The following is a 23,256-nucleotide window of genomic DNA, read 5'->3' as shown; positions in this document are numbered from 1 at the left end:
GATCTCCTGCAGACCCAGGTGCTAGGTCGCTCTCTTCTTTTTGATATTGTGTGTCGGCTTGGGGGGGCGGGTGGTGTGGGGGGGGCGCGCCCCCGCCCCCTGGTCGATGCCGGCGGGCAGGTCCCGCATGCCCGCGACCCGCTCGGAGACCTTCTGGCCGAGCAGCATGCCGCCGCCGCCCGGCTTGGCGCCCTGGCCGAGGACGATCTCGATGGCGTCGGCACGGCGCAGGTCGTCCGGGTTCATGCCGTAGCGGTTGGGCAGGTACTGGTAGACCAGCGTCTTGGAGTGGCCGCGCTCCTCAGGGGTCATGCCGCCGTCGCCGGTGGTGGTGGAGGTGCCGGTGGCCGAGGCCGCGCGGCCGAGGGCCTCCTTGGCGTTGGCTCCGAGGGCCCCGAAGCTCATGCCGGCGATCGTCACCGGGATGTCGAGCCGGAGAGGGTACCTGGCGTTGCGCGCGCCCAGCACCACGTCGGTGCCGCACCGCTCGCGGTAGCCCTCCAGCGGGTAGCGCGACACCGAGGCGCCGAGAAAGAGCAGGTCGTCGAAGTGGGGCAGGGCGCGTTTGGCGCCCCAGCCGCGGATGTCGTAGATGCCGGTCTCGGCGGCACGCTGGATCGCGGCGATGGTGGCCCGGTCGAAGGTCGCGGACTCGCGCAGGCCCAGCCGGGCCCGGTCGTCGGAGGTGAGGGTCATCGGATCCTGCCTCAGTACTCGTTCTCGTGGGTGAAGTGGTAGAGAGTGCGGGCCGAGCCGTAGCGCTTGTACGACGCCGGGTCGTCGTCCTCGAAGCCGGCCGCCTTGAGCAGGCCTGCCAGTTCCTCCAGGTGCTCGGTCCGCATCTCCTTCTCGACGCAGTCGGCCCCGAGCGACTTGGCGGTGCCGCGCAGGTAGATGCGGGCCTCGTAGAGCGAGTCGCCGAGCGCGTCCCCCGCGTCCCCGCGGACCACCAGGCGGCCCTTCTGCGCCATGAAGGCGCTCATGTGCCCGACGTCGCCGCCGACGACGATGTCGATGCCCTTCATCGAGATGCCGCAGCGGGCGCCGGCGTCGCCGTCGATGACGAGCAGACCGCCGCGGCCGGTGGCCCCGGCCGACTGGGAGGCCGCGCCCGTGACATGGACGGTGCCGCTCATCATGTTCTCGGCCAGGCCCTGGCCGGCGTTGCCGTTGATGACGACCTCGGCCTGCTGGTTCATGCCGGCGGCGTAGTAGCCGAGGTGACCGTTGACGGTGACCTTGACCGGCGCGTCGAGGCCGACGGCGACGTTGTGGGCGCCGCGGGGGTTCTCGATCACGTACTCACCTTCGAGGCCCGCGGCGTGGAGCGTCTGGTTGACCTCGCGCAGGGGCGTGGTGCTCAGGTCGAACGCGGGTACTGCCTCGTCGGCGGAGCTCATGCCGACACCTCCTGACGGTTCCAGTGGTAGATGACCTCGGGCTCGGGCTCCCAGATCCGGGCGTTCTCGACGCCGGGCAGGTGGGCGAGGGCCCGGTACTCCGACGCCATCGCCACCCAGTCGTCGGTCTCGGCGATGACGGCCGGCTTGCAGGCGATGGCGTCGCGGACGACCGCGAAGCTGTCGCGGTTGGAGACCAGCAGGGTGTAGAAACCGTCGAAGGTCCGGGTCAGGTCGGTGAGCGCCTCGTCGACGCCCTTGCCGTCCGCGAGTCGGTGCGCGACGAAGCGGGCGCCGACCTCGGTGTCGTTCTCGGAGTCGAACGCGACGCCGGCGGCCCGCAGGTCGCGGCGGATCGTGGCGTGGTTGGAGAAGGAGCCGTTGTGTACCAGGCACTCGCCCGGGCCCACGGCGTAGGGGTGCGCGCCCGACGACGTGACCGCCGACTCGGTCGCCATCCGGGTATGGCCCACGCCCTGCCAGCCCCGCACCTTCGCAAGGCCCCAGCTCTCGGCCAGCGCCCGGGGGGCGCCGACGCCCTTGAGGACGGCGAGGTCCTCGCCGAAGCCGCCGATGAGGACGTGCGGGTAGGCCTTCCTCGCGGCGGACAGCAGCACCTCGGAGTCGACGTCGGCGCTGGCGAGCACCACGTTGTCGACGGTGATGGCCGTCACCTCGGTGCCGGTCTCGGCGCCGAGCGCCGCGGCGACCGTCTCGCCGGACACCTCGATGTCGATCAGTGAGACCGAGCCCCTGCCGCGCGGCGACCAGTCCTCGTTGCCGTAGACGGCGATGCCGGCCGAATCAGCGCCGCGGTCCTCCATCTCGCACAGCATCCCGGTGAGGAGCTCACCGAGCCGGGAGTAGAGCTCGGGGCTGCGCAGGTGCAACCCGACGATTCCACACATGTGTTGAGTCCCTTTCTCGGGGGTGACGGGGCCTCAGAAGGCGGTGAGGTAGCGGTCGTGCTCCCAGCCGGAGACGGCAGCGTGGTAGGCGAAGAACTCGTCCTTCTTCAGGCTCGCGAAGTAGTCGGCGACCCCCGGGCCCGCGACGTCGAGGGTTCCCTTGACGATGTCGTCGGCCTCGAAGGCCTCGACGGCGTGCAGCAGCGTCAGCGGGAAGGGGGTCTCGGGACCGGTGCCGACCTCGCCGAGGGAGAGGCCGCTGGCGATGCCGTCGAGGCCGGCGTCCACGGCCGCGGCGATGGCGAGATACGGATTGGCCGAGCCGTCGCCGCCGCGCAGCTCGATGCGCTGGTTGTCCGGGATGCGCACGTAGTGGGTCCGGTCGTTGCCGCCGTACGTCGGCAGTTTGGGCGCCCAGGTCGCGCCGCTCGCACTGGAGGCGACCGCGCCGGTCCGCTTGTAGGAGTTGACCGTCGGTGCGATGACCGCCTGCAGCGCGGTCGCGTGCTCCAGGATGCCGGCGACGAAGGAGTACGCCGTCTTCGACAGTCCCAGACCGACCGCGTCCCCGTCGCCCTCGCTGCTCGCCGGGAAGACCGGGGTGTCGGTCGCGGTGTCGCGCAGGGAGAGGTGGAGGTGAAGGCCGGAGCCGGTGCGGTTGGCGAACGGCTTCGGCATGAAGGTCGCGATCATGCCCCGCTCCTGGGCGAGCACGCTCAGCAGGTAGCGGAGGGTGACGACTCGATCGGCCGTCGTCAGGGCGTCGGCGTACTGGAAGTTCTGCTCGAACTGGCCGTTGCCGTCCTCGTGGTCGTTGGCGTAGTTGCCCCAGCCGAGCTGGTTCATCGCGGTGCTGATCGAGGTCAGGTGGTCATACATCCGGGTGACGCCACGCGCGTCGTAGCACGGCTGGGCCGCGACGTCGTCGCTGTCCGCCGGGACCAGGGCACCCGCCGCGTCGCGTTTGAGGAGGAAGTACTCCACCTCGGCGCCGGCGTAGGGCGCGAAGCCGGCGGCGGCGGCCTTGGCGACGACCTGCTTGAGGATCACGCGGGGGGCGAAAGGCCACAGCTCGCCCTCCACGTGGGGGTCGCAGTGGACGATCGCCAGGCCTTCCTTGACGAACGGGACGGGTGTGAAGGAGGCGACGTCCGGGATCGCCATCAGGTCGGGGTCCTTGGGCTCCTGCCCGATCGCGCCGACGGCGTACCCGGCGAAGCCGACGCCCGCCGTCGCCAGCTCGTCGACAGCCTCGACAGGCACGAGCTTGGCACACGGCTTGCCATTGAGGTCGACGAAGAGCGCCAGGAGGAACTTGGTGCCGCTGGCCTCGCAGAGGGCGGCCAGGTCGAGGTTGTCGGTCATCATGGCTCCTGAAGTCAGGTTCACTGAAATGAATCAGCGTCTCCGCAGAGTAGACACAGTAGACGTTTCGACCTCGTTTCGGAACAGTTAGGTCCGAATCTCGTGAGCCTCGGATCCGGTCTTACGGATCGCACGGTCGATGCGCGTCGCGGCGGCCGTGCGACGAGTCACCGTCGTCGACCTCGGCTCGCGCCGAGCCGAGGTCGCGAGGCTCACACCGGGGCGATGTCCCCGCCCCTGCGGCTTGCCGCGGGCGAGGAAGCCGCCATGGCGGCAAGCGCACCGGTCCGGTTACCGGCGACAGTGACCACCGGATGGAGGCCGTACGCCGTCTCGACGGACTTCTGGCACGACACGGTGACTTTTGTTATTCGGATGGGGAGTCGGTGGCTCTGTGGCTTGGGCGGAAACGGGTGGCCGATTCCCTCGCAGGGCTCGGATCCTCCGTGGTCATCAAGCACGACGATGCGTCCCGAGGGTTGACACGTGAGGAACAGCCGGACCACGGGCTGCGACCTCGCCGAGCGCGGTCGGGATCCGCGCGCGATCCTGTGTCCGGGCGACGCTTACGGGATCGATGTGTACTGCCGCGAGGATGTCGTCGACCAGCTCATGCAGGGCCAGGGCGGATTCACCGCACACGACGGCGCGAGGGGTCCGTGCGCACACGGTCGGTGGATCCGCGTCTGTGCCCCCTCCGGGGCGTCTGCCCGTCGGTGCAACCCCACGGGACAGTTCGGCCATCCGCGCTTCTGTGACCGAGTGCGCCAGATCGCGGGGGAGAGCAGGGCCTGACGCGCCCGCGCCGTCGTGAAGGTGGGGGAGAGGCCGGCCAGCCGCTGTTGCAGGCGCGAGTTTTCCGCAGCGTCCATGTATCGAATGATCCCCTCAAGTGGACTCAGGGGACCGATTTGATACGTCCGGTGGCCGGTGGGCGGCGTATCCGGTGTTGATCACGTGCTGTGAAACCGCAGGTCAAGAGCTCTTTCCATGAGGACTTCCCGGGGACTTCGCAGGGACTTTCACGTCTGTCCCAGGGACTTTCCGGGGACTTTCCCCCGCGTGAGAAGGGAAGGCCCCGACAGCACCGAAAGGCACGAACACGCTGGGCAGGGCCGGTTTCCCTAGCACTCGATGATGTTCACCGCCAGCCCGCCCCGGGCCGTCTCCTTGTACTTGACGCTCATGTCGGCGCCCGTGTCCTTCATGGTCTTGATGACCTTGTCCAGGGACACCTTGTGGGAGCCGTCGCCGCGCATGGCCATGCGGGCCGCGGTGACCGCCTTGACCGCGGCCATGCCGTTGCGCTCGATGCACGGGATCTGGACCAGGCCGCCGACCGGGTCGCAGGTGAGGCCGAGGTTGTGCTCCATGCCGATCTCGGCCGCGTTCTCGACCTGTTCCGGGGAGCCGCCGAGGACCTCGGCGAGGGCGCCCGCCGCCATCGAGCAGGCCGAGCCGACCTCGCCCTGGCAGCCGACCTCGGCGCCCGAGATGGACGCGTTCTCCTTGAAGAGCATGCCGATCGCGCCGGCGGCGAGGAGGAAGCGGACCACTCCGTCCTCGTCGGCGCCCGGCACGAAGTTGATGTAGTAGTGCAGGACCGCCGGGATGATGCCCGCCGCGCCGTTCGTGGGGGCGGTGACCACGCGGCCGCCCGCCGCGTTCTCCTCGTTCACGGCCATCGCGTAGAGCGTGATCCACTCCATCGCGTGCGCCAGCGGGTCGCCCTCGGCGCGCAGCTGGCGGGCGGTCACGGCCGCCCGGCGCTTCACCCGGAGCCCGCCCGGCAGGATGCCCTCCCGGGACATGCCGCGGGACACACAGGCCCGCATCACCCCCCAGATGTCCAGCAGGCCCTCGCGGATCTCGGCCTCGGTGCGCCAGGCCCGCTCGTTCTCCAGCATCAGCGCGGAGATCGACAGACCCGTCTCCTGCGTCAGGCGGAGCAGCTCGTCGCCGGTGCGGAACGGGTACTTCAGGACGGTGTCGTCCAGCTTGATGCGGTCCGCGCCGACCGCCTCCTCGTCGACGACGAACCCGCCGCCGACCGAGTAGTACGTCTTGGAGAGGAGCTCCGCGCCGGACGCGTCGTACGCCCACACGGTCATGCCGTTCGCGTGGTAGGGGAGCGTCTTGCGGCGGTGGAGTTTCAGGTCGTTGTCGAAGGAGAACGCGATCTCGTGCTCGCCGAGGAGGGACAGGCGCCCCGTGGCCTTGATCGCCTCGATGCGGTCGTCCGCCGTCTCCACGTCCACCGTGCGCGGCGAGGCGCCCTCCAGGCCGAGCAGCACCGCCTTCGGGGTGCCGTGGCCGTGGCCGGTCGCGCCGAGGGAGCCGTACAGCTCGCAGCGTATCGAGGCGACGGACTCCAGCAGCGCCTCGTTGCGGAGCCGGCGGGCGAACATGCGGGCCGCGCGCATCGGGCCGACGGTGTGGGAGCTCGACGGGCCGATGCCGATCGAGAACAGGTCGAAGACCGAGATGGCCACGGGAACTCCTCCAGAGAGGGTGGGGGCACACGTCGTCGGGTGCCCCCACCAGGGAACTACTTGTTCAGACCGGGGTAAAGCGGGTGCTTCGCGGTCAGTGCCTCGACCCGGGCCTTGAGGGCCGCCGCGTCGTAGGACGGCTTCAGCGTCTCGGCGATCACGTCCGCGACCTCGGCGAAGTCCTCGGCCGTGAAACCGCGGGTGGCCAGCGCCGGGGTGCCGATCCGCAGACCCGAGGTGACCATCGGCGGCCGCGGGTCGTTGGGGACGGCGTTGCGGTTGACCGTGATGCCGACCTCGTGGAGGCGGTCCTCGGCCTGCTGCCCGTCCAGCTCGGACTCGCGCAGGTCCACGAGGATCAGGTGGACGTCCGTACCACCGGAGAGGACGTTCACGCCGGCCTCGCGGGCGTCGGCGGCGGTGAGCCGCTCCGCCAGGATGCGCGCGCCCTCCACCGTACGACGCTGCCGCTCCTTGAAGTCCTCCGAGGCGGCGACCTTGAACGAGACCGCCTTCGCCGCGATCACGTGCTCCAGGGGACCGCCCTGGAAGCCCGGGAAGACGGACGAGTTCAGCTTCTTCGCGAAGTCCTTGCGGGCCAGGATGATGCCGCCGCGCGGGCCGCCCAGCGTCTTGTGGGTCGTGGAGGTGACCACGTCGGCGTACGGCACCGGGTTCTCGTGCAGACCGGCGGCGACCAGGCCGGCGAAGTGGGCCATGTCGACCCACAGGTACGCCTCGACCTCGTCGGCGATCCGGCGGAACTCCGCGAAGTCCAGCTGGCGCGGGTACGCCGACCAGCCCGCGATGATCACCTTCGGCCGGTGCTCCTTGGCGAGCCGCTCCACCTCGGCCATGTCGACCAGGCCGGAGTCGTCCACGTGGTAGGCCACGACGTCGAACTGCTTGCCGGAGAAGTTCAGGCGCATGCCGTGGGTCAGGTGGCCGCCGTGGGCGAGGTCCAGGCCGAGGATGGTGTCCCCGGGCTGGGCCAGCGCGAACAGGGCCGCCTGGTTGGCGGAGGCACCGGAGTGCGGCTGCACGTTGGCGTACTCGGCGCCGAACAGCTCCTTCACCCGGTCGATGGCGATCTGCTCGGTGACGTCGACGTGCTCGCAGCCGCCGTAGTAGCGGCGGCCCGGGTAGCCCTCGGCGTACTTGTTGGTGAGGACCGAGCCCTGCGCCTCCATGACCGCCAGCGGAGCGAAGTTCTCCGAGGCGATCATCTCCAGGGTGGACTGCTGGCGCACCAGCTCGGCGTCGACCGCGGCGGCTACCTCGGGGTCGAGCTCGTGCAGGGGCGTGTTCAGAACGGACATCTGTTTCTACGACTCCTAGGCCGGGGTCTGCGGCGGCTCTCAGCCGGCGGTGAAGGCGGTGTACTCGTCGGCGGAGAGCAGGTCGCCCGGCTCGTCCGTGACGCGCACCTTGAACAGCCAGCCGCCCTCGAAGGGGGCCGAGTTCACCAGGGACGGGTCGTCGACGACGTCCTCGTTGACCGCGGTGATCTCACCGGTGACCGGCGCGTACAGGTCGGACACCGACTTGGTGGACTCCAGCTCGCCACAGGACTCGCCCGCGGTCACCGTGTCGCCGACCGCCGGGAGCTGGACGAAGACGACGTCACCGAGCGCGTTGGCCGCGTGCTCCGTGATGCCGACCGTCGCCACGCCGTCCTCGGCGGCCGTCAGCCACTCGTGCTCCTTGCTGTAACGCAGCTGCTGGGGGTTGCTCATGGCTTGAATTCTCCTGTACGCGAGGAAGTGCTGGTGAAGGGGGGAAGGCTGGAGACGTACGTGACCTGCGGGGATGTGCGCGGGGTCACGTCCAGTGGCTACTTCTGGCGCTTGTAGAACGGCAGTGCCACGACCTCGTACGGCTCGTGGCTGCCCCGGATGTCCACGCCGACGCCCGCCGTGCCCGGCGCCGCGTGCGCCGCGTCGACGTACGCCATGGCGATCGGCTTGCCCAGGGTCGGGGAGGGGGCGCCCGAGGTGACCTCGCCGATCACCTCGCCGCCGGCGACGACCGGGTATCCGGCGCGCGGTACCCGGCGGCCCTCGGCGACCAGGCCGACGAGCACCCGCGGCGGCCGGGAGGCGGCGCGGTCGGCGGCCTCCCGGAGCGCCGCGCGCCCCACGAAGTCGCCCTCCTTCTCGAACTTCACCACCCGGCCGAGCCCGGCGTCGAAGGGGGTGAGCTCCGTGGTCAGCTCGTGCCCGTAGAGCGGCATGCCCGCCTCCAGGCGGAGGGTGTCCCGGCAGGACAGCCCGCAGGGCACCAGGCCCACCGGGGCACCCGCCTCGGTCAGCGCCTGCCACAGCTCCACCGCGTGCTCCGGCTTCACGAACAGCTCGAAGCCGTCCTCGCCGGTGTAGCCGGTGCGGGCGATCAGCGCCGGGACGCCGGCGACGGTGCCGGGCAGGCCGGCGTAGTACTTCAGGCCGTCCAGGTCCGCGTCGGTGAGCGACTTGAGGATCCCGGGCGACTCCGGGCCCTGCACGGCGATCAGCGCGTACGCGTCGCGGTCGTCGCGGACCTCGGCGTCGAACCCGGCGGAACGCTCCTGCAGGGCGTCGAGGACGACCTGGGCGTTGGAGGCGTTGGCGACCACGAGGTACTCGGTCTCCGCCAGCCGGTAGACGATCAGGTCGTCCAGGATGCCGCCGTCGGCCCGGCAGATCATGGTGTAGCGGGCGCGGCCCACGCCGACGGAGGCGATGTTGCCCACCAGGGCGTGGTTCAGCAGGGCGGCCGCGTCCGGGCCGGTCACGGTGATCTCGCCCATGTGGGAGAGGTCGAAGAGCCCGGCCCTGGTCCGGACCGCGACGTGCTCGTCGCGCTCGGAGCCGTAGCGCAGGGGCATGTCCCAGCCGGCGAAGTCGGTCATGGTCGCGCCGAGCGAGCGGTGCAGGGCATCGAGCGCGGTGCGGCGGGGTGCGGCGGAATCGGTACTGCTCATCGGTCGGTCGTCTCCCAGAGGTCCCGAGGGCATGACAGGCGAGGGCTGTCCTCCCCATCTGTCATCGGAACCTGAGAGGTTCGCCCTGACCACGGAGGTGATCACGGCTTGCACCTTGGGTGGAGCCACTGACACAGCGGCCCGCTTTTCAGATGTGCCTCGCCCGCGCGGTAACGGGGGCCTGAGAGATTCAAGGGAGGGACTTGCTCCTTCGGCGCCCCAGCGACGACGGCTGGGGACTCTCCCGCGCGGATTCAAGCGGCCGGTATGCAGTTGGCGCGGACATCATTGCACGCCGCCCGGCGGCATGGCAGACCGGCCTGCCCCGCCCCGCGTCCTCTCTCTTTGTAGCCGGGCTGTTGCCGGACGCGCACGGAACCGCGAGACACCGTGCATTACCTTCTCTTTACATTAAGCGGGGAGAACCTTTCCTGAACCCCCCGGGAGGACGGTCACGGTGACAAGGACCACGGCATACGCGACGACGACGGGCATCGCCCTGCCCCAGCAGCCGACGGCCCCGGCCCGCGAGCGGGTCGGCGAGCTCCCCGCACCGGTCGTCCGCGACCTGCGCGACCGCGCCGGGCACAGCCCGCACGGCCTGCTCTTCGGCCCGCGTGACCTGGTGGTGGTGACCGGGCTGCCCGGCAGCGGCAAGTCGACCCTGATGCACCGCACCGTCCAGGGCATCCGCATCGACTCCCAGGACACCCGCGACCGCTGGGACGCCCGCCTGGCCCGCCTCCTGCCCTACGCCCTCTACCGCCCGCTGGTCCGCCTCGCCCACTACGCCGGGCTGCGCCGGGCCCTCGGCACCGGCGAGGGCGTGGTCGTGCACGACTGCGGTACGCAGGCCTGGGTACGCGACTGGCTGGCCCGGGAGGCCCACCGCCGCGGCGGCACCCTGCACCTGGTCCTCCTGGACGTCACGGTCGGCACGGCACTGGACGGCCAGCGCGAGCGCGGCCGGGGCGTCTCCCGGTACGCCTTCCTGCGCCACCGCAGGGCGGCCGGCCGGCTGCTGCGCGCGGCGGAGAAGGGCAAACTGCCCGCAGGCGTCGGCTCGGCGGTGCTCCTCGACCGGGACGCGGCGGACGTCCTGCGCCGGATCGCCTTCGCGCGCTGAGATCGCCTGCGCGCGCCGAGGCCGCCCGCGCGGGCCACGACCGCCCGCGCACGCCGGGATCGCCCGCGGACTCCGCATCGACGGGTGGCTTTGTCGGTGTCACCCGCTAGCCTTTCCAGCCTCAGCAGTGGTTTCCAGCAGGCGGTAGGCAGATGGACTTCCCGGCGGACATTCCCGCGGACTTCCCGGCACAGGCGCACCCCCACCCGCACGGCGGGTGGCCCGGCAACGAACTGGAGGAGGTGCTGTCGGCCTCCCTCGGCGTGCCCGCGGCGGCGGGCCGGCTCATCGAGGTACTGGGCCGGAGCTTTCTTTGGATCCCGCTGCCGGAGGGCGGCGGCCCGCACAGCGGCCCGCTGGACCTGCCCACCACGCAGATCGAGGGCCAGGTGTACGTGCCGGTCTTCAGCTCGGAGGAGCAGTTCCGCCTGGTGGCCGGTTCCCATCTGTCGTACACGATCGCCCCGGCCGTCGAGTTCGCCCGCGGCCTGCCCCCGCAGGTCGGCATCGCCGTGAACCCCGGGGGAGTGGTCGGCGTCCCGCTGCCGCCGGAGGCGGTCGCCCAGCTCTGCCGCTCCGGCCGCTCCGAACTGGACGGCCCCGCCTCGGGCGGCCGGGTCCGCCTCTTCGAACCGGACTGGCAGGACGACCCGATGGACTTCCTGGCCGCGGCGTCGGCGGAGTTCGCGGCGATCGGCGTGGTCGCCACGGCCCGCCGCTGCCTGGCCGCGGTCGAGACGGCGGAACCGGTGATGTTCGTGGGGGTCGAACTCTCCCAGTGGGAGGGCGACCTGCGGGCCGCGCCCCTGGAGGCCCTGGGCAGGGCCCTGGGCCAGGTCCCGGTGAAGTGGCCGGTCAACCTCGTCCTCCTCGACGTGGCGGACGACCCGGTGGGCCACTGGATGCGGGAGAACGTCCGGCCCTTCTACCAGTACGGCCACTGAAGCCCCCTGCCTGCGCAGCCGACCCAGGGGCAGCCAACCCAGGGGCGCGGGGAACTGCGCGACAAGCCACCGACGACCCGCACTCGCCGACGGACAACCGGCGCCACTCCCCTTGGCGCATAAGCTGTCTCCAAACGCGGGGCGGCCCTCCATACGCGGGGCACCAGATGAAGGGGCGGTAACACGTGAGCGCCAGCGGCACCGCGGCGACCGGACAGGTCGAGCACATGCTGCGCCAGGTAACCCCCGGGCGCTACGACGCCTACGAGGCACTCCTCCGCGCCCTCGCCACGCCCTCCTCCGGCCAGATCTGGATGCTGCTCTGGCACGGCCAGGCCGGCTCCCCCGACGCCCAGTACGGGAACATGGAGGTCGACGGCCACGGCTACGCCCCCTGCGTGACCTCGGCCCAGGAACTCTCCGCGAGCGGCTGGAACCGCTCGTACGAAGTGGTCGACGGCGTCGACGTGGCCCGCACCCTCTACCCCGACCACTTCGGCCTCTGGCTCAACCCGCACGCCCCGGGCGGCGGCGTCGGCATCCCCTGGCTGGACCTGCGCCGCATCGCCACCGGCCTGGACCGCCAGCCGGCCGGCCCGCTGCGGCTCGCCGAACCGGCCATCGAGATCCCGCAGTTCTACGCCCTGCTCACGCAGAACGCCCACCGCACCCGCGCGGTCCGCTCGCTGCGCCGTGCCTGGGTGCAGCCGGCCCTCGGGGCGCCGTATCTCGCCATCGGCCTGGACGTGTACGACACCTCGCCGCCGGCCGTGGACTCGGTGCGGGCGATGATGCAGCAGTCGATCGGAGCGGTGCCGGACGGGCTGCCGGTGTCGACGGTGGCGATGACCGACGAGTACGACCCGGTCGTGATGTGGATGCGGGCGACGGCACGGCCGTTCTACGACCGCGAGGCCCACGCGGCGCTGCCGCCGGCGCCCGCGACGGGGTACGGGTACCCGCCGGCCCAGGGCGCCTACTGACGCGACGCGGCGCTCCCGCCGGACCGGTCGGGAGGATTCACAGGTTTTACGTAACGAACGCATTTCTCCGCGCGTAGATGACGGTGGAACGTTCCGTTCCGGCCGGATTCGGCGTTATGTCCCAACTGGCCCGCGTCCGGGGGGCGTTACCCACTGTTCGGATAACGGAATCCCTCGGACTGCATCACGGTTGCGCATACTTTCTCCGCGAGATCTGGCGGGTGATCGCGACGACGCTGAAGACTCGCCAGTCAGACACGAGGTTTAAACCTCGTGATTGAGCAAGTCGACAAAGCCGCAATCCGCGGCTGGCGTAGGCCGGTCACCGCCGGCGAGAGGGGTCGCTCACCGTGACCGCACCGATCGAGACCACCGAGGCACAGCCGGAGGCTGTGCTGGAGGGTGCCGGTAAGCGGCAGATCGAGGGTCGCTCCCTCGGGCAGATCGCCTGGTCCCGGTTCAAGAAGGACCGGGTCGCCGTCGCGGGCGGCATCGTTGTCGTGCTGCTGATCCTCGTCGCGGTCCTCGCCCGTCCCATCCAGGCCCTGTTCGGTCTCGACCCCAACGCCTTCCACCAGGACCTCATCGACGCCAACACCTCGCTGCCCAACGGCGGCTGGGGCGGCATGAGCCTGAGCCACCCGCTGGGCGTGGACCCGAAGTTCGGCCGGGACATCGCCACCCGCATCCTCGAGGGCTCCTGGGTGTCGCTGGTGGTGGCCTTCGGCTCGACCATCCTGTCCAACGTGATCGGCGCGATCATGGGCGTCGTCGCCGGCTACTACGGCGGCCGTGTCGACTCGATCATCAGCCGGCTGATGGACACCTTCCTCGCCTTCCCCCTCCTGCTGTTCGCCATCGCCATCTCCGCCACCCTGCAGGGCGGCGCGTTCGGCCTGAACGGACTGCCGCTGCACCTGAGCGTGCTCATCTTCGTCATCGGCTTCTTCAACTGGCCCTACCTGGGCCGGATCGTCCGCGGCCAGACCCTGGCCCTGCGGGAGCGCGAGTTCGTCGACGCCTCCCGCGGCATGGGCGCCAGGGGCCCGTACATCCTGTTCCGCGAGCTGATGCCCAACCTGGTCGGCCCGATCATCGTCTACTCGACGCTGCTGATCCCGACCAACATCCTCTTCGAGGCGTCCCTCAGCTTCCTCGGCGTCGGCATCCAGCCCCCGCAGGCTTCCTGGGGCGGCATGCTCCGCGAAGCGGTGACGTACTACCAGGTCGATCCCGAGTACATGATCGTGCCCGGCCTTGCCATCTTCGTGACCGTGCTGGCGTTCAACCTGCTCGGTGACGGTCTCCGCGACGCTCTCGACCCGCGCAGCCGCTGACGCCTGCTGTCAACGAGAGCCCGAAAAGTTTCCGACAATGGAGGGGAACCCACCCATCATGCGAAGGTCAGCGCTGGCCGCGATCGCGGCCATCGGCTCCGCCACCCTGCTGGTTGCAGGGTGCAGCAAGGCCGATGACAACAAGGACGGCAACGGTGGCGGCAGCTCCGCCGCGGCCAACGCGGCTACCAAGGGTGTCGTCAACGCGTCCGACAAGAAGGGCGGGACGGTCACCTACGAACTGTCCGACGTCCCGGACTCGTTCGACCCCGGTAACACGTACTACGCGTACATGTACAACTTCAGCCGGCTGTACGCCCGCCCGCTGATGACGTTCGAGCCCGGCCCCGGTTCCAAGGGCAACACCCTGGTCCCGGACCTCGCGGCGAGCAAGGGTGTCTCCAGCGACGGCGGCAAGACCTGGACGTACAAGCTGCGTTCGGGCGTGAAGTACCAGGACGGCACGGTGATCACGTCCAAGGACGTGAAGTACGCCGTGGAGCGCTCCAACTTCGCGCGTGACGTGCTCTCCCTCGGCCCGAACTACTTCCAGCAGTTCCTGGTCGGCGGCGACAAGTACAAGGGTCCCTACAAGGACAAGAGCGCCAAGGGCCTCGCGTCCATCGAGACCCCGGACGACACCACGATCGTCTTCCACCTGAAGCAGGCCTTCCAGGAGTTCGACTACCTGGTCTCGGCCCCGCAGACGGCTCCGGTCCCGCAGGCCAAGGACAACGGCGTCGACTACGTCAAGAACATCGTGTCCTCCGGCTCGTACCAGTTCCAGAGCTACCAGGACGGCAAGCAGGCCGTGCTGGTCCGCAACAAGAACTGGGACGCGAAGACCGACCCGCTGCGCAAGCAGCTGCCGGACAAGATCGTCGTCAACCTGAAGGTCAACCCGGAGACGATCGACAAGGACGTCCTGGCCGGCGACGCGATCGACCTCGCCGGATCGGGTGTCCAGGCCGCCACGCAGGCCCAGGTGCTCACCGACTCCGCCAAGAAGGCCAACACGGACAACACCTACGGTGGCCGTCTGGTCTACATGGCGATCAACACCAAGCTGAAGCCGTTCGACAACGTCGCCTGCCGCAAGGCCGTCGAGTACGCGATCGACAAGGTCTCGGTGCAGACCGCCGAGGGCGGCCCGATCCGCGGTGACGTCGCCACCACGGTGCTGCCGCCGGACATCCCGGGCTACTCGAAGGCCGACGTCTACGCCACCACGGGCAACAAGGGTGACGTGGCCAAGGCCAAGGCGCAGCTGAAGGCCTGCGGCAAGACGTCGATCAACACCAACATCACGGCCCGCTCGGACCGCCCGACGGAGATCGACGCCGCCACGGCGATCATCAACTCGCTGAAGAAGGTGGGCATCAACGCCACCCTCAAGCAGTACCCGTCGGGCAAGTACTTCACCGACTACGCCGGTGTCCCGAACTTCGTCAACAAGCAGAACGTCGGCCTGATGATGATGCAGTGGGGTGCCGACTGGCCGTCCGGCTACGGCTTCCTGCAGCAGATCCTGAACGGCCAGGCGATCAGCCAGTCCGGTAACACCAACCTGTCGCAGTACGACAACAAGTCGGTCAACACCCTGCTGGCCAAGGCGATCGGTACGCAGGACGACACCGAGCGCAACAGCATCTACAAGCAGATCGACGCGCAGACCATGGACGACGCCGCCCTGGTGCCGTTGACCTACTTCAAGGTCCTGCTGGCCCGCCCGACCACCTTCACCAACCTGGTCTCCACGGCGGCATTCAGCGGCGAGTACGACTACCTCAACATCGGCGTCGCGTCGAAGTAGCAGCCCCGGAAGGCAGGTGAAGGCATTGGTGCCCGCGGGCCGGAAGGCCCGCGGGCACCAGCGCCGATCCCCGTGATCTCGTACATCCTCCGTCGGACGCTCGCAGCGGTGATCCTGCTGCTGGTCGTCTCCGCGGTCACCTTCGCGATCTTCTTCGTGCTCCCACGTCTGGCCGGGCAGACCGCCGACCAGCTGGCGCAGCAGTACATCGGCAAGAGCCCGTCGAAGGCGGACATCGTCGCGGTCAAGCACAACCTCGGTCTGGACCAGCCCGTCTACGTCCAGTACTGGCACTTCATCAAGGGGATCGTCTCCGGCGCCACCTATGATCTGGGCCCCACCACGGTGCACTGCGACGCGCCGTGCTTCGGCTACTCCTTCAAGACCCACCAGGCCGTCTGGCCGCAGCTCACCTCCCGGATGCCGGTCACCCTGTCGCTGGCCCTCGGTGCCGCCGTCCTGTGGCTGGTCTCGGGTGTGGCGATCGGCGTGGTCTCCGCGCTGAAGCCGCGCTCCTTCTTCGACCGCACCTTCATGGGTGTGGCCCTCGCCGGTGTCTCGCTGCCCATGTTCTTCACGGGCAACCTGGCGATCCTGCTCTTCACCTATCAGTGGCCGATCTTCGGCCGAACGTACGTCCCGTTGACGGAGAACCCGGCGCAGTGGGCCAACACCCTCATCCCCGCCTGGTGCTCGCTCGCCCTCCTGTATTCGGCCATCTACGCGCGGCTCACCCGCTCGGGCATGCTGGAGACGATGAACGAGGACTACATCCGCACGGCCCGAGCCAAGGGCCTGCGCGAGCGCAAGGTCGTCGTCCGGCACGGACTTCGTGCCGCGCTCACCCCGATCATCACCGTCTTCGGCATGGACCTCGGTCTGCTGCTCGGCGGCGCGGTGATCACCGAGACCGTGTTCTCGCTGCACGGCATCGGCCAGTACGCGGTGCAGGCCATCGACGACAACGACCTGCCGCCCATCCTGGGTGTGACCCTGCTCGCCGCCTTCTTCGTCGTCATCGCAAATCTCCTGGTGGACATGCTCTACGCGGCCGCCGACCCGCGGGTGAGGCTCTCGTGACCGAACTCTCCAAGACCGGCGCCGCCGTGGGCGAGCCCACGCCGGCCGCCCCGTCCGACGCCTTCCTCGAAGTCCGCGACCTCAAGGTGCACTTCCCGACCGACGACGGCATCGTCAAGTCGGTCGACGGCCTCAGTTTCTCGCTGGAGAAGGGCAAGACCCTCTCCATCGTGGGCGAGTCCGGCTCCGGCAAGTCCGTGACCTCGCTGGCCATCATGGGCCTGCACCGGCTCGGCGCGCGCGGCAAGAACGTGCAGATGTCCGGCGAGATCTGGCTCGGCGGCAAGGAGCTGGTGAACGCGTCCCCGGACGAGGTGCGCCGGCTGCGCGGCCGCGAGATGGCGATGATCTTCCAGGACCCGCTGTCCGCGATGCACCCGTACTACAAGATCGGCGACCAGATCGTCGAGGCGTACCGGGTCCACCACAACGTCAGCAAGAAGGTCGCCCGCGCCCGCGCCATCGAGATGCTCGACCGGGTCGGCATCCCCGAGCCCGCCAAGCGTGTCGACGGCTACCCGCACGAGTTCTCCGGCGGTATGCGCCAGCGCGCCATGATCGCCATGGCCCTGGTCAACAACCCCGAGCTGCTCATCGCGGACGAGCCGACCACCGCCCTCGACGTCACCGTCCAGGCGCAGATCCTCGACCTGATCCGGGACCTGCAGAAGGAGTTCGGCTCCGCGGTCATCCTCATCACCCACGACCTGGGTGTGGTGGCCGAGATCGCCGACGACGTCCTGGTGATGTACGGCGGCCGGTGCGTGGAGCGCGGCCCGGTCGACGAGATCTTCGAGAAGCCGCAGCACCCCTACACCTGGGGTCTGCTGGGTTCGATGCCGCGCATCGACCGGGAGACCTCCGACCGGCTCATCCCGGTCAAGGGTCAGCCGCCGAGCCTCATCAACGTCCCCTCGGGCTGCGCCTTCCACCCGCGCTGCCCGTACGCGGACCTTCCCAAGGGGAATGTCACCCGCACGGTCCGCCCGGAGCTGCAGCAGGTCGACGGCGGTCACTGGTCCGCCTGCCACCTCTCGGCCGAGGACCGGACGCGGATCTGGACCGAAGAGATTGCGCCGAAGCTGTGAGTGAGACCAACAAGACCGATGACGCCGTCATCCCGCAGCAGGCGTCGCCCTCGTCGGATCGTGAAGTGCTGCTGAAGGTCGAGGGCCTGGAGAAGCACTTCCCGATCAAGAAGGGCATCCTGCAGCGGCAGGTCGGCGCGGTGAAGGCCGTCGACGGCATCGACTTCGAGGTGCGCAAGGGCGAGACCCTGGGCGTGGTCGGCGAGTCGGGCTGCGGCAAGTCGACCATGGGCCGGGTCATCACCCGCCTGCAGGACCCGACCGGCGGCAAGGTCACCTTCGAGGGGCAGGACATCACGCACCTGTCGACCGCGAAGATGCGTCCGCTGCGCCGCGACATCCAGATGATCTTCCAGGACCCGTACGGCTCCCTGAACCCCCGGCACACCATCGGCTCCATCGTCTCGGCGCCGTTCCGGCTGCAGGGCGTCGAGCCCGAGGGCGGGGTCAAGAAGGAGGTCCAGCGCCTCCTGGAGCTGGTGGGCCTGAGCCCCGAGCACTACAACCGCTACCCGCACGAGTTCTCCGGCGGTCAGCGCCAGCGCATCGGCATCGCCCGCGCGCTCGCCCTGAAGCCGAAGCTGGTGGTGGCCGACGAGCCCGTCTCCGCCCTGGACGTCTCGATCCAGGCGCAGGTCGTCAACCTCATGGACGACCTCCAGGAGGAGCTGGGCCTGACCTACGTCATCATCGCCCACGACCTCTCCGTCGTCCGGCACGTCTCGGACCGGGTCGCGGTGATGTACCTGGGCAAGATCGTCGAACTCGCCGACAGCACCAAGCTGTACGAGTCGCCGATGCACCCGTACACCAAGGCCCTGATGTCGGCCGTGCCGGTGCCGGACCCGAAGCGCCGGGGCCAGAAGAGCGAGCGCATCCTGCTCCGTGGCGATGTCCCGTCGCCGATCGCGCCGCCGTCCGGCTGCCGCTTCCACACGCGGTGCTGGAAGGCGACGGAGATCTGCAGGACGACCGAGCCGCCGCTCCTCGAACTCCGCCCGGGCCAGCGGGTCGCGTGCCACCACCCGGAGAACTTCGCCGACCAGGCCCCGCAGGACACGGTCCTGCTGACCGCGGCGAAGGAGGCCTCGGAGCTGGTGGGCGAGGCGGTCCTGGAGGAGTCGGCCGAGACGTCGGCGGCGGTGGCCGCGGAGGTCGAGGCGGAAGCCGAGGCTGCCGAAGCCGCTGCTTCCGAAGCCGAGGCTGCCGAAGCCGCTGCTCCCGAAGCCGAGGACTCCGAGGCCCAGGACGGCGAGGACTCCGAGACCGAGGCTTCCGAGGAGCCGGCGGCCGGTGACGCCACAGCTGAGGCACAGAAGTCACAGGAGCCAACCGACAAGTAGCCCATGACACGACTTTGCAAAGTCATGTACATGTCTTAACGGGAGAGCGCAGAGTCGACCGTGTCCGTCTACTGACCGGCACGCTCGAAAGGGACGACTCATGCGCCTCTCCCGTTCGGCACGTCTGGCGGCCGTCGCAACCGCGGCGGCCGCCTCCTTCGTCATCGCGGCCGCCCCCGCCCCCACCCCGGGCGCCGACGGCATCGGCGACCCCTACTTCCCCCAGCTCGGCAACGGCGGCTTCGACGCCCGCCACTACGACCTCGACGTGGCCTACGCCCCGGACACCGGCCGCCTGGACGGCCGTACCACCCTCACCGCCCGGGCCACCCAGAACCTCTCCGCCTTCGACCTCGACCTGCAGAAGCTGGAGGTCACGAAGGTCGAAGTGAACGGCAGACGCGCCCAGTTCACCCGCACCGGAGACGAGATCACCGTCACCCCGAAGGACGCGCTCCGCAAGGGCCGCGACTTCACCGTCGCCGTCACCTACGGCGGAATACCCGAGCCCCTCAACGGCCCCATCGTGTTCGGCTCCGACTACGGCTGGATGAAGACCGCCGACGGCGTCTTCGTCGCCTGCGAGCCCAACGCCGCCTCCACCTGGTTCCCGTCCAGCGACCACCCCGCCGACAAGGCCACCTACGACATCCGGATCAAGGCGCCCGAGGGCCTGACCGGCGTCTCCAACGGCCGGCTGGTCTCGACGTACGACAAGGGCGGCTCGACGTACACGCACTGGCGCGAGTCGAAGCCGATGGCGACCTACCTCGCCACCGCCACCATCGGGAAGTTCGACGTGCAGACCGGGAAGACCCCCTCCGGCATCCCCATCTACGTCGCCATCGACCCGGTCCTCGCGAACAGCAACAACGTCGACGTGTACGCCGTCACCGCCGCCGCCACCGACTACTGGTCGCAGGTCTTCGGGCCCTACCCCTTCGAGGAGACCGGGGCCATCGTCGACGACATGCCGGAGGCCGGGTTCTCGCTGGAGGTGCAGAGCAAGCCGGCCTACTCGGCGGTGCGCAACGAGACGACGATCGTGCACGAGCTGGCCCACCAGTGGTTCGGCGACTCGGTGAGCGTGGCGCAGTGGAAGGACATCTGGCTCAACGAGGGCTTCGCCACCTACGCCCAGTGGCTGTGGGCGGAGCACCAGGGGACCCGCTCCGCGCACGACTCCTTCCTCGCCGGCTACAACGCCCGCGCCGCCGACAACCCCTTCTGGCAGATCACCGTCGCCGACCCGCAGCGCGACACCATGTTCGCCTCCGCCGTCTACCAGCGCGGCGCCATGACCCTGCAGATGCTGCGCGAACGCATCGGCGACACGGCCTTCTTCAAGCTGCTCCCGGCCTGGACGAAGCTGCACCGCTACGGCAACGCCGACACCGCCGACTTCATCCGCCTCGCGGAGAGGATCAGCGGGCAGCAGCTGGACGACCTGTTCCAGACCTGGCTGTTCACCACAGGGAAACCTGCCCTGTAGGCCTGTGTTTGTAAGGTTCATGCACCCTGACAGGACACAATGTCAGGGTGCAGCTCCAGCAACTCTTCTCCCCCTCCGTCCAGCACACCCTCGATGTCATCGGCATCTTCGTGTTCGCCATCTCCGGCGCCCTGCTGGCCGTCCGCAAGAACTTCGACGTCTTCGGCATCGGAGTGATGGCCGAGGTCACCGCGCTGGGCGGGGGGATCTTCCGGGACGTGATCATCGGGGCCGTCCCCCCGGCCGCCTTCACGGACCTGGGGTACTTCATCACCCCGCTGATCGCCGCCCTGGTGGTGTTCTTCCTGCATCCGCACGTCGAGCGGATCCAGTCGGCGGTCCTGGTCTTCGACGCGGCCGGCCTCGGCCTGTTCGCCGTCAGCGGCACCACGAAGGCGTACTCCTACGGCCTCAACCTCACCGCCTCCGCCGCCCTCGGGCTCGCCACCGCGGTCGGCGGTGGCGTGCTCCGGGACGTGCTCGCCAACGAGGTTCCCTCGCTGCTGCGCTGGGACCGCGACCTGTACGCGGTCCCGGCGATCGTCGGGGCGACGACGGTGGTGCTGTGCATCCGTTACGACGCGCTCAACCCCTTCACCAGCGGGCTCGCGGTGGTCACCGCTTTCGTACTGCGCCTGCTCGCGATGCGCTACCACTGGCGAGCGCCGCGTGCGTGGAACCGGCGCTCGACGGTTCGGGAGGAGTAGTCCCGGCCCTGACGTGGCTCTGGCCCATGTTGACCGTGAGCCACTCGAAGACGGTGGGCACCTGGGGCCGCCACAGCGCCATGTTGTGGCCGCCCGCGCTGCGCGGCAGGAACACCACGTGCACGGTGGTCGGTGCCTTGGCGATCTGTTCCAGCGCCACACCGGCCTGGTAGCCGTCACCGGACTCGCCGGACATGTAGAGGGCGATCCGGGGCGGGGCGGCCGCCTTCCGCAGCAGCAGATAGGGGTTGTTCTGCTCGCGCAGGGCCACGCTCTGCGCGGCGAGCGAGTTGCGTTCGCCGATCGGGTCGTTGTAGCCGGACAGGCTCACCGCGGCCCGGTAGCGGTCCGGATGGGCGACCGCCAGTTTGACCGCGCAGTGCGCGCCCGCCGAGTAGCCGGCCACCGCCCAGTTCGCGGGGGCGGCCGCGGCACGGAAGTTGTCGGTCACCATCTTCGGCACGTCGATGCTGAGCCAGCTGTCCGCGTTGACCGTGCCCGGGATGTTGGCGCAGCCGGTGTCCACGCCGGCCAGCAGGTTGGTGCGTGGCGCCACCAGGATGAAGGGCGCGACCCTGCCGCTCCTCATCAGCGGCTCCAGCTGCTCGGTCACCTTCAGTGAGCCGAACCAGGCCTTGGCCGAGCCGGGGTAGCCCGGCAGCAGCTCCACGACCGGGAACCGGTGGTTGCGGTACTTCGCCTCGTGGTACTGGGGCGGCAGCCAGACGTAGACCTCGGCGTTGACGCCCGAGACCCGGCCCTTGAGCTGGGTGACCTCGACCCCACCGGCCGCGCGCATGCCCGGTCCGTCGGCCGCCGCGAAGGCCTGCTTCACCTTGGGCAACCGTTTCAGCGCTATGCCGCCGGTGCCGTCCTGGCCGAGGTTGGCGGCCTGCTGGACGTGGTCGCCGGTACCGAGGAGGTCGGCCCAGTTGTCGTACAGGTTGTTCTCGTTGTTGACCAGCACGAAGATCAGCGTCACCGCGGTGGCCTGAGCGAACAGCAGCATCAGGACCCGGGCCGCGGCGCGCACGGCCTTGGGCCCGCGCATCCTCGACCACAGGACGAGCGGCAGTATGAGGGCGACCACGGACAGCACGACGGTCGTGTAGAGGAACGGAGTCCCGGTGAGGCTCATGTCCCCATAGAGGGGAATCGCGGGCCCCGGGTTACGGACGTGTCCGGACACTTACCTAGAAATTGCCGGAACCTCACTCGGCGGAGGGATCCCTTACCGGTGGGACGCCGGCGGGGCGCCGACGGGACGCCGACCGGAGAGTGGCCGGACCGCTGGTGCGTAGATCACAAAAGCTACCGCTTAGTAATCGACTCTTGTACTGTTCAGGCATGCCTGAAGCAGCATCCACGCGGGCCGTGATCGGCGACAGCGAGTTCGACCGCGACACCGCGGTCACCCGGCGCGCTCCCGGCGTCTACGACATCGACCTCTCGGCCGGCTGGACCATCATCAGCGCCGTGAACGGCGGCTATCTCCTCGCCGTGCTCGGCCGGGCGCTCGCGGACACGCTGCCGCACCCGGACCCGTTCACCGTCTCCGCGCACTACCTGACCGCCTCCCAGCCGGGCCCGGCCGTGATCCGCACGGACACCGTCCGCACCGGCCGCACCCTCTCCACCGGCCAGGCCTCGCTCTTCCAGTACGACGACGAGGGCAACGAGGTCGAACGCATCCGCGTCCTCGCCTCCTACGGCGACCTCACCGCCCTCCCCGACGACGTCCGTACGACGGCGACCCCGCCCGCCTTCCCGCCCATGGAGCACTGCTTCGGCCCGGAAGACGGCCCGGCCCCGGTCGACGGCAGCTCCGCCATCACCGAGCGCCTGATGCTCAAACTGGACCCGGCCACCCTCGGCTGGGCCCTCGGTGCCCCCTCCGGCAAGGGCGAGATGCGTTCCTGGTTCGGCCTCGCGGACGGCCGGGACGCCGACCCGCTCTCCCTTCTCCTGGCGGTGGACGCGCTGCCGCCCACCGCGTTCGAGATCGGCCTCAAGGGCTGGGTCCCCACGGTCGAACTCACCGTCCACGTCCGCCACCGGCCCGCCCCGGGCCCGCTGCGCGTCTCCATCACCACCCGCAACCTGGCCGGCGGCTTCCTGGAGGAGGATGCCGAGGTCTGGGACAGCGCGGACCGTCTGGTGGCCCAGTCCCGCCAGCTGGCCCGGGTCCGCCTCGGCTGAACCCGACCGGTGCGTCC

Annotated in this window: 20 protein-coding genes and 1 riboswitch; of the genes, 11 read left to right on the top strand and 9 right to left on the bottom strand. The window is 69.7% G+C overall.

The genetic code is table 11. From position 1 onward, the window contains the following. Positions 1 to 21: 21 nt before the first annotated feature. From ACFWPQ_RS40150 to gcvT, 8 genes are all read right to left on the bottom strand, one after another. Positions 22 to 696 carry a glutamate synthase-related protein gene (locus tag ACFWPQ_RS40150; protein WP_384046447.1) on the bottom strand — a complete coding sequence of 225 codons (675 nt, stop codon included), beginning with the start codon at positions 694 to 696 and terminating at the stop codon, positions 22 to 24. Between the two features lie 11 nt (positions 697 to 707). After that, positions 708 to 1,400 (bottom strand): glutamate synthase, encoded by a 693-nt coding sequence (locus ACFWPQ_RS40145; RefSeq protein ID WP_384046444.1) that lies wholly within the window; start codon positions 1,398 to 1,400, stop codon positions 708 to 710. After that, positions 1,397 to 2,308, bottom strand: coding sequence for a glutamine amidotransferase (locus ACFWPQ_RS40140; protein WP_384046441.1), 912 nt, complete (start codon positions 2,306 to 2,308; stop codon positions 1,397 to 1,399). Before ACFWPQ_RS40140 ends, ACFWPQ_RS40145 begins: the two co-directional genes overlap by 4 nt. Before the next feature lie 33 nt (positions 2,309 to 2,341). Beyond that, entirely contained in the window at positions 2,342 to 3,673 is a 1,332-nt protein-coding gene (gene glnT / locus ACFWPQ_RS40135; protein ID WP_384046438.1) for a type III glutamate--ammonia ligase, read from the bottom strand. A 1,124-nt stretch (positions 3,674 to 4,797) separates the two neighbouring features. Continuing rightward, positions 4,798 to 6,165 (bottom strand): L-serine ammonia-lyase, encoded by a 1,368-nt coding sequence (locus tag ACFWPQ_RS40130; protein ID WP_384046435.1) that lies wholly within the window; start codon positions 6,163 to 6,165, stop codon positions 4,798 to 4,800. A 56-nt stretch (positions 6,166 to 6,221) separates the two neighbouring features. Further along, a complete protein-coding gene (glyA, locus tag ACFWPQ_RS40125) occupies positions 6,222 to 7,484 on the bottom strand; it encodes a serine hydroxymethyltransferase (RefSeq protein WP_384046433.1) in 1,263 nt (420 codons plus the stop codon). Between the two features lie 39 nt (positions 7,485 to 7,523). Beyond that, positions 7,524 to 7,901 carry a glycine cleavage system protein GcvH gene (gene gcvH, locus ACFWPQ_RS40120; protein WP_351491106.1) on the bottom strand — a complete coding sequence of 126 codons (378 nt, stop codon included), beginning with the start codon at positions 7,899 to 7,901 and terminating at the stop codon, positions 7,524 to 7,526. Between the two features lie 98 nt (positions 7,902 to 7,999). Continuing rightward, positions 8,000 to 9,127 (bottom strand): glycine cleavage system aminomethyltransferase GcvT, encoded by a 1,128-nt coding sequence (gene gcvT, locus ACFWPQ_RS40115; RefSeq protein ID WP_384046430.1) that lies wholly within the window; start codon positions 9,125 to 9,127, stop codon positions 8,000 to 8,002. A 158-nt stretch (positions 9,128 to 9,285) separates the two neighbouring features. Then, a riboswitch (glycine riboswitch) is annotated at positions 9,286 to 9,384 on the bottom strand. A gap of 200 nt (positions 9,385 to 9,584) precedes the next feature. Here gcvT and ACFWPQ_RS40110 point away from each other — a divergent pair. The 10 genes from ACFWPQ_RS40110 to ACFWPQ_RS40065 all read left to right on the top strand — a co-directional run bounded on the left by ACFWPQ_RS40110 (position 9,585) and on the right by ACFWPQ_RS40065 (position 21,040). Continuing rightward, positions 9,585 to 10,253 carry an AAA family ATPase gene (locus tag ACFWPQ_RS40110; protein WP_384046428.1) on the top strand — a complete coding sequence of 223 codons (669 nt, stop codon included), beginning with the start codon at positions 9,585 to 9,587 and terminating at the stop codon, positions 10,251 to 10,253. A 152-nt stretch (positions 10,254 to 10,405) separates the two neighbouring features. Beyond that, positions 10,406 to 11,197, top strand: a complete 792-nt coding sequence (locus ACFWPQ_RS40105) for an enhanced serine sensitivity protein SseB (protein WP_384046425.1) — start codon at positions 10,406 to 10,408, stop codon at positions 11,195 to 11,197. A gap of 185 nt (positions 11,198 to 11,382) precedes the next feature. After that, positions 11,383 to 12,180, top strand: coding sequence for an enhanced serine sensitivity protein SseB C-terminal domain-containing protein (locus ACFWPQ_RS40100; RefSeq protein ID WP_384046422.1), 798 nt, complete (start codon positions 11,383 to 11,385; stop codon positions 12,178 to 12,180). Positions 12,181 to 12,530: 350 nt separating this feature from the next. After that, a complete protein-coding gene (locus tag ACFWPQ_RS40095) occupies positions 12,531 to 13,517 on the top strand; it encodes an ABC transporter permease (RefSeq protein WP_384046419.1) in 987 nt (328 codons plus the stop codon). Between the two features lie 37 nt (positions 13,518 to 13,554). Next, positions 13,555 to 15,330, top strand: coding sequence for an ABC transporter substrate-binding protein (locus tag ACFWPQ_RS40090; protein ID WP_384046417.1), 1,776 nt, complete (start codon positions 13,555 to 13,557; stop codon positions 15,328 to 15,330). Positions 15,331 to 15,402: 72 nt separating this feature from the next. After that, on the top strand, positions 15,403 to 16,410 hold the full coding sequence (locus tag ACFWPQ_RS40085) for an ABC transporter permease (protein WP_384046415.1): 1,008 nt from the start codon (positions 15,403 to 15,405) through the stop codon (positions 16,408 to 16,410). Continuing rightward, complete coding sequence (locus ACFWPQ_RS40080) at positions 16,407 to 17,498, top strand: ABC transporter ATP-binding protein (RefSeq protein WP_384046412.1); 1,092 nt, start codon at positions 16,407 to 16,409, stop codon at positions 17,496 to 17,498. The genes ACFWPQ_RS40085 and ACFWPQ_RS40080 overlap by 4 nt, the downstream gene beginning before the upstream one ends. After that, complete coding sequence (locus tag ACFWPQ_RS40075; RefSeq protein ID WP_384046409.1) at positions 17,495 to 18,841, top strand: ABC transporter ATP-binding protein; 1,347 nt, start codon at positions 17,495 to 17,497, stop codon at positions 18,839 to 18,841. The genes ACFWPQ_RS40080 and ACFWPQ_RS40075 overlap by 4 nt, the downstream gene beginning before the upstream one ends. A gap of 100 nt (positions 18,842 to 18,941) precedes the next feature. Further along, positions 18,942 to 20,333 (top strand): M1 family metallopeptidase, encoded by a 1,392-nt coding sequence (locus ACFWPQ_RS40070; RefSeq protein ID WP_384046406.1) that lies wholly within the window; start codon positions 18,942 to 18,944, stop codon positions 20,331 to 20,333. Between the two features lie 47 nt (positions 20,334 to 20,380). After that, positions 20,381 to 21,040, top strand: coding sequence for a trimeric intracellular cation channel family protein (locus ACFWPQ_RS40065; protein WP_089098632.1), 660 nt, complete (start codon positions 20,381 to 20,383; stop codon positions 21,038 to 21,040). On the opposite strand, the gene ACFWPQ_RS40060 is transcribed toward ACFWPQ_RS40065, so the two are convergent. Beyond that, positions 20,949 to 22,178, bottom strand: a complete 1,230-nt coding sequence (locus ACFWPQ_RS40060; protein ID WP_384046403.1) for an alpha/beta hydrolase — start codon at positions 22,176 to 22,178, stop codon at positions 20,949 to 20,951. The genes ACFWPQ_RS40065 and ACFWPQ_RS40060 overlap by 92 nt on opposite strands. A 209-nt stretch (positions 22,179 to 22,387) precedes the next feature. Between ACFWPQ_RS40060 and ACFWPQ_RS40055 the strand changes: the two genes are divergently transcribed. Further along, positions 22,388 to 23,239: a thioesterase family protein gene (locus ACFWPQ_RS40055; RefSeq protein ID WP_384046400.1), complete on the top strand. Its 852-nt coding sequence runs from the start codon at positions 22,388 to 22,390 to the stop codon at positions 23,237 to 23,239. Positions 23,240 to 23,256: the final 17 nt, after the last annotated feature.

Source organism: Streptomyces sp. NPDC058464 (assembly GCF_042721035.1).
Taxonomy (GTDB): domain Bacteria; phylum Actinomycetota; class Actinomycetes; order Streptomycetales; family Streptomycetaceae; genus Streptomyces.
This window is presented reverse-complemented; position numbering and strand designations above follow the sequence as displayed.